Below are 4,393 nucleotides of genomic sequence, written 5' to 3'. Positions count from 1 at the left end.
GTAAGCGTATGGCCAAGGCATCTTGCAAGTGATGCTGCATCGCTCATTCCAAATGTACTTAGAGCAACGTTGTCAGAACGCATCTACGGATGTACTCAAGCCCTTGGATTGATCATCTCCTCTTCTGCTCGCAATTGGGCGCTCATGCTGTCGCAGCCGTCCGCCCAAGATGTCACCCATTCTGACATCTCTGGCGATTTCTCCCCTAAACCCAGTTCCCTAGCGAACACGGTGGGTGCGACCGTTCCCCTGGATGAGCGAAACAGCCCCCGAATAACCACGATCCCTGCGACCCTGCCATCGCTCACAAAACGATGTTCCATGAAAATCCATTTGTCATCCCACCCCAGCAGCTTGGTGTGGATTTCGAATGCTTGAAATAGCTTCAGTTCACGGCGAAATTTACCCCAAGTATCACCCACGATTGGTACTGCTTTTTCTCGAAAAGCGACACGGAATGCACCACTGCGTAATACGAAATCCATGCGCCCGACGTCAGCCATTGTGAAATATCGACCATTAGTAACATGTCGGTTTAGGTCTAAATCCAATGGCCATACCCGCATCCTTGTGACTGATGCTTCTAACGCGTTGAAGGGAGTGCGCCAGGGCCGGCGTATGAGGGTGAGGATGAGTCGAAACCAGAGATTCATAATGATGCCATTGTTCAGAGATCCACTCGGTCGTGCTACACGTCGCTTCCGTGGATGTAGTTCAGGCAGGGAGAGAAGCAGGATCGCGCGGCGCCCGCTATTTGGCGGGCACCGGGAGGGCATATCAAGTCAGCTTCACACCCATAGTGATCTTAGCTGTGAAAACCTTCACATCGGCCTCATCAAAAATGTCGACAGACACGATTTTGTCCCCTGCCGTCGCCCAGTCAACCGCGCTGCCATCTGCGATGGCTCGGATGTTGGTTTTCGCCTTCGCTAGATACTCCACAACCATTCCCTTAGGAATCCATTTCGCACCTGTCGGAACAGACGCGTCAGTCATCATGCCTCCCGCCAGCTCCGCAGCGTTGCAAAGCGCGATGGCGTGCACGGATGCCAAGTGGTTTGTGATCTCTTTTCGAAACGGCACTGTCACCACAGCATACGTTGACCTCAACTCAGTGATTTCCGGGTTGATCGTGCTGAAGTAAGGTGCCATTTGGCACACCATGTTGGTGAATGCAGAGGAACCTACGCTGTTGAACATGCTGAGAGCTTGACTCATGACATCACCCTTTTGTTAGAAAACAGAACCTTATTCGGTTACAGAACATTATTCTGCTAACGTGGGTATGTCAATCGGCTTCCTAGTTCAAGGCGCAGGCCGTACCATTCAGTTTTTTGGGCATCAGAATGCACGCTACAGACCTCCTAGATCGCGTTATTCCCGGAAGGCGTGCTGATCTTAAACGCGCCATCCTTCGCCAAGCCCTGCACTCGTTTAACCTAGGAGGCATCGATTCCACCACAATTGAGAGTATTCGATCTGAATGCGGTGCGAGCGTGGGTGCCGTCTACCACCATTTCAAAAGCAAGGAGGGGTTGGTGGCTGCGTTGTTCTATGCTGCTTTGGATGATCAGGAAAGCCTTAGGGACGAATACTTGCGAAATGCAGTATCAGTGGAAGGGGGCATTCGGGCGATTGTCTACAGCTACGTCGACTGGGTCGAGGGCCAACCAGAATGGGCCCGCTTCGTTCTGCAAGCACGCTCCTCCGTAGCGACCGGGCCGTTCAGGGAAGATCTGGCGGCGCGAAACAAACAGAGGAACAAAAAGCTGCTCGTCTGGATGAGCAATCTTGGCGGAGAAGAACTCCTTTCCCATATCCCTGCGGAGCTTTTACCTTCGCTGATAATCGGGCAGTCCGAGAGTTATTCAAGAGCTTGGCTTTCAAAGCGGGTGGAGAAAAGCCCCAGGGATTATCGTGATCACCTTGGTAACGCAGCTTGGGCCTCCATCAAGAAGCCTGGCGTATAAGCTTATCCCTGTCCCCTGCGGAGACAATTAGCGGGCTCCAGCGATGCGGAAGAAGATCGGCTATTTTGCTCGCTCGTTGTATTGGCAGGCGCGTGAGGACGTCCTTCAAATAAACATATGGATCATGCCCATTGAGTCGCGCCGACTGGATCAAACTCATTATCGCCGCTGCCCGTCTGCCGCTGCGCAGTGAACCTGCAAATAGCCAGTTCTTACGACCCAGCGCCCATGGTCGGATCTGGTTCTCGCACCAATTATTGTCAATGGGTACAGCCCCATCATCGAGATAGCGCGACAGCGCCGTCCAGCGTTTCAGGCTGTAATCCAAAGCTTTGGCGATAGCCGAGCCATCGTGCACAAGTTGACGCTGGGCGATCATCCAGGCATGCAAGGCATCCATCACCGGCACGGCTTTTTCTTGGCGTACTCGGCGGCGTAATTCCGGTTCCAAGTGGCGGACTTCACTCTCGATTTCGTAAAGCAACTGGATGTAGCGCAAGGCCTGTTCGGCGAGCTGGCTCTTGTTCGTGGCGTGCAGCTCGAAGAACTTGCGCCGTGCATGGGCCATGCAGCCAATCTCGGTGACGCCCAGTTCGAAGCTGGCCTTGTAGCCGCCAAAATCATCACAGACCAGCTTGCCTTTCCAGCCTTGCAGGAAGTTGCGTGCATTCTCTCCGGCGCGGCTCGGGCTGAAGTCGTAAACGACCGCTGCCAAGTCCGAGAACTGGCTGGTGGCGTAGGCCCAGACATACGCGCGATGGGTTTTCTTTACGCCCGGCGTTAGCATCTGCACCGGCGTTTCATCGGCATGGATTACGCCATGTTCAAGAACAGCATCGTGCAGGGCATCGACCAGCGGCTGCAACTGAACGCCACAGCTGCCGATCCATTGCGCCAAGGTCGAGCGGGCAATGGCCAGACCGGCCCGACCAAAAATCGACTCCTGACGATAGAGCGGTAAATGGTCGGCGAACTTTGCGATCATCACGTGGGCTAGCAGGCCGGCGGTCGGGATGCCCTTGTCGATGACCTGCGCCGGAACCGGTGCCTGGATCAGGGTTTTGCACTGATCGCAGACCCACTTGCCACGGATGTGACGCTCGACGGTAAACACGCCCGGCGTGTAGTCGAGCTTCTCACTGACATCCTCGCCGATGCGCTTGAGGACGCAGCCGCACTGGCAGTGGCTGTTATCGGGCTCGTGGTGGATCAGGGTGCGCGGAAACTGCGGCGGCAAGGCGGTACGTTTAGGTTTTTGCCGAGCCTCGGTCGAAACAGGCGCGGGTTGCAGCGCTTCAAGCTCGGCTTCGATGGCCGCGATGTCGGAGTCGATTAGGTCATCAAGCAGGCTGGCCTGATCCGGGCTTAGTTGCTCGCTGCGCTTGGCAAATTTGAAGCGCTTGAGCTGCGCGATCTCGTGGGCCAGTTTCTCGTTGATCGTTTTGTGATGGTGAATCTGCTTACCCATCGTCTCGACTTTCTGATCGAGATTCTCGACACGCTGCATCAACTGCGCCGCGAGAGCACGCAGTTGTTCAGGGTTTAAGTGGTCGAGATTAGGAAACGAAGTCATGCCGCCGATTTTGCCAGAACAGCCTAAAATCGAAGATAGGCTCATCGGACAATTGCACGGCCTGGCTGGTCGTGGCAGGTGTTATATGATGGAAATTACGCTGCCTGGGCCAACTCTTTGCCAAGGCAAGCCCAGCACCAATGCATGCAGTTGTTCGGCACCTAATTCCATCTGAGAGCCGTGTCGAGAACCCGGCCAGAAGAACTTGCCCTGATTTAGGCGGCGCGCTGCCAGCCAGATACCCAACCCATCGTGCACCAGCACTTTCATTCGATTGGCGCGGCGGTTGGCAAACAGATAAGCACAGTGCGGCTGCGCCGCACCGAACACCGCGACCACCCGCGCCAGAGCAGTGTCAGTACCGGCGCGCATGTCCATGGGCTCGGTGGCGAGCCAGATGGTGTCGATGCGGATCATCGCAACAGATCTCGCAGAAAGGTGGCGCAGGCGGCAGCGCTTTCGGTCGGCCAGTTCACTTTGACGGTGCCGCGCGGATGTGGGATTTCGAGACAGATAGTCGATAACGCAGCCTGCGAATTTGCTCCGGCTGGCTGCAAGGGCAACGGAATGAACGCAGGTTGCAGCGCCATGGCTTTCTGCGTTTGCACTCGAATCCATTTATGGACGAGGTTCGCGTTAAGGCTGTGGCTCAGCGCGACATTGGCAATCGAGGCTCCGGGCTGGGCGCACTCTTGAATGACCTGGGCCTTGAAGGATTTGGAGTAGGAACGGCGTTCTGGCTGCATGAAAGACCCGCTTAAAAGGCTAGAAATGGTGTCCACTAAAATTTAAGTGCACACCATGTCTTGGCTTTGCGGGGCTGGGTAGATGACTTCGCCGGACGGATACC

At 55.4% G+C, this 4,393-nt stretch carries 6 protein-coding genes and 1 pseudogene; 2 read left to right on the top strand and 5 right to left on the bottom strand.

Going from position 1 to position 4,393, the window contains the following annotated elements; translation table 11 throughout:
* Window positions 1–95: 95 nt before the first annotated feature.
* Window positions 96–653 (bottom strand): thioesterase family protein, encoded by a 558-nt coding sequence (locus CKW31_RS29410; protein ID WP_095102707.1) that lies wholly within the window; start codon window positions 651–653, stop codon window positions 96–98.
* A 124-nt stretch (window positions 654–777) separates the two neighbouring features.
* Window positions 778–1,218: a hotdog fold domain-containing protein gene (locus CKW31_RS29405; RefSeq protein WP_024650779.1), complete on the bottom strand. Its 441-nt coding sequence runs from the start codon at window positions 1,216–1,218 to the stop codon at window positions 778–780.
* Between the two features lie 128 nt (window positions 1,219–1,346).
* Here CKW31_RS29405 and CKW31_RS30535 point away from each other — a divergent pair.
* Window positions 1,347–1,538: pseudogene (locus tag CKW31_RS30535) on the top strand (helix-turn-helix domain-containing protein); the annotation flags it as partial.
* Complete coding sequence (locus CKW31_RS29400; protein ID WP_371856839.1) at window positions 1,539–1,970, top strand: TetR/AcrR family transcriptional regulator; 432 nt, start codon at window positions 1,539–1,541, stop codon at window positions 1,968–1,970. It abuts the pseudogene before it with no gap.
* Here CKW31_RS29400 and CKW31_RS29395 read toward each other — a convergent pair.
* The 3 genes from CKW31_RS29395 to CKW31_RS29385 form a co-directional block, all read right to left on the bottom strand.
* The gene (locus tag CKW31_RS29395) at window positions 1,951–3,543 is read right to left on the bottom strand and encodes an IS66 family transposase (RefSeq protein WP_095102702.1); all 1,593 of its coding nucleotides are present in this window, start codon (window positions 3,541–3,543) and stop codon (window positions 1,951–1,953) included. The genes CKW31_RS29400 and CKW31_RS29395 overlap by 20 nt on opposite strands.
* Before the next feature lie 81 nt (window positions 3,544–3,624).
* Window positions 3,625–3,960 carry an IS66 family insertion sequence element accessory protein TnpB gene (tnpB, locus tag CKW31_RS29390; protein WP_024650776.1) on the bottom strand — a complete coding sequence of 112 codons (336 nt, stop codon included), beginning with the start codon at window positions 3,958–3,960 and terminating at the stop codon, window positions 3,625–3,627.
* On the bottom strand, window positions 3,957–4,289 hold the full coding sequence (locus CKW31_RS29385) for a transposase (protein WP_024650775.1): 333 nt from the start codon (window positions 4,287–4,289) through the stop codon (window positions 3,957–3,959). Before CKW31_RS29385 ends, tnpB begins: the two co-directional genes overlap by 4 nt.
* Between the last annotated feature and the right edge of the window lie 104 nt (window positions 4,290–4,393).

It is taken from the genome of Pseudomonas sp. Irchel 3A5, from assembly GCF_900187575.1.
Taxonomy (GTDB): Bacteria; Pseudomonadota; Gammaproteobacteria; order Pseudomonadales; family Pseudomonadaceae; genus Aquipseudomonas; species Aquipseudomonas folii.
This window is presented reverse-complemented; position numbering and strand designations above follow the sequence as displayed.

Excerpts from the sequence above, each read along its gene's own strand:
- CKW31_RS29410 (WP_095102707.1), bottom strand. The coding sequence starts at position 653 with ATGAATCTCTGGTTTCGACTCATCCTCACCCTCATACGCCGGCCCTGG.
- CKW31_RS29405 (WP_024650779.1), bottom strand. The coding sequence starts at position 1,218 with ATGAGTCAAGCTCTCAGCATGTTCAACAGCGTAGGTTCCTCTGCATTC.
- CKW31_RS29395 (WP_095102702.1), bottom strand. The coding sequence starts at position 3,543 with ATGACTTCGTTTCCTAATCTCGACCACTTAAACCCTGAACAACTGCGT.
- tnpB (WP_024650776.1), bottom strand. The coding sequence starts at position 3,960 with ATGATCCGCATCGACACCATCTGGCTCGCCACCGAGCCCATGGACATG.
- CKW31_RS29385 (WP_024650775.1), bottom strand. The coding sequence starts at position 4,289 with ATGCAGCCAGAACGCCGTTCCTACTCCAAATCCTTCAAGGCCCAGGTC.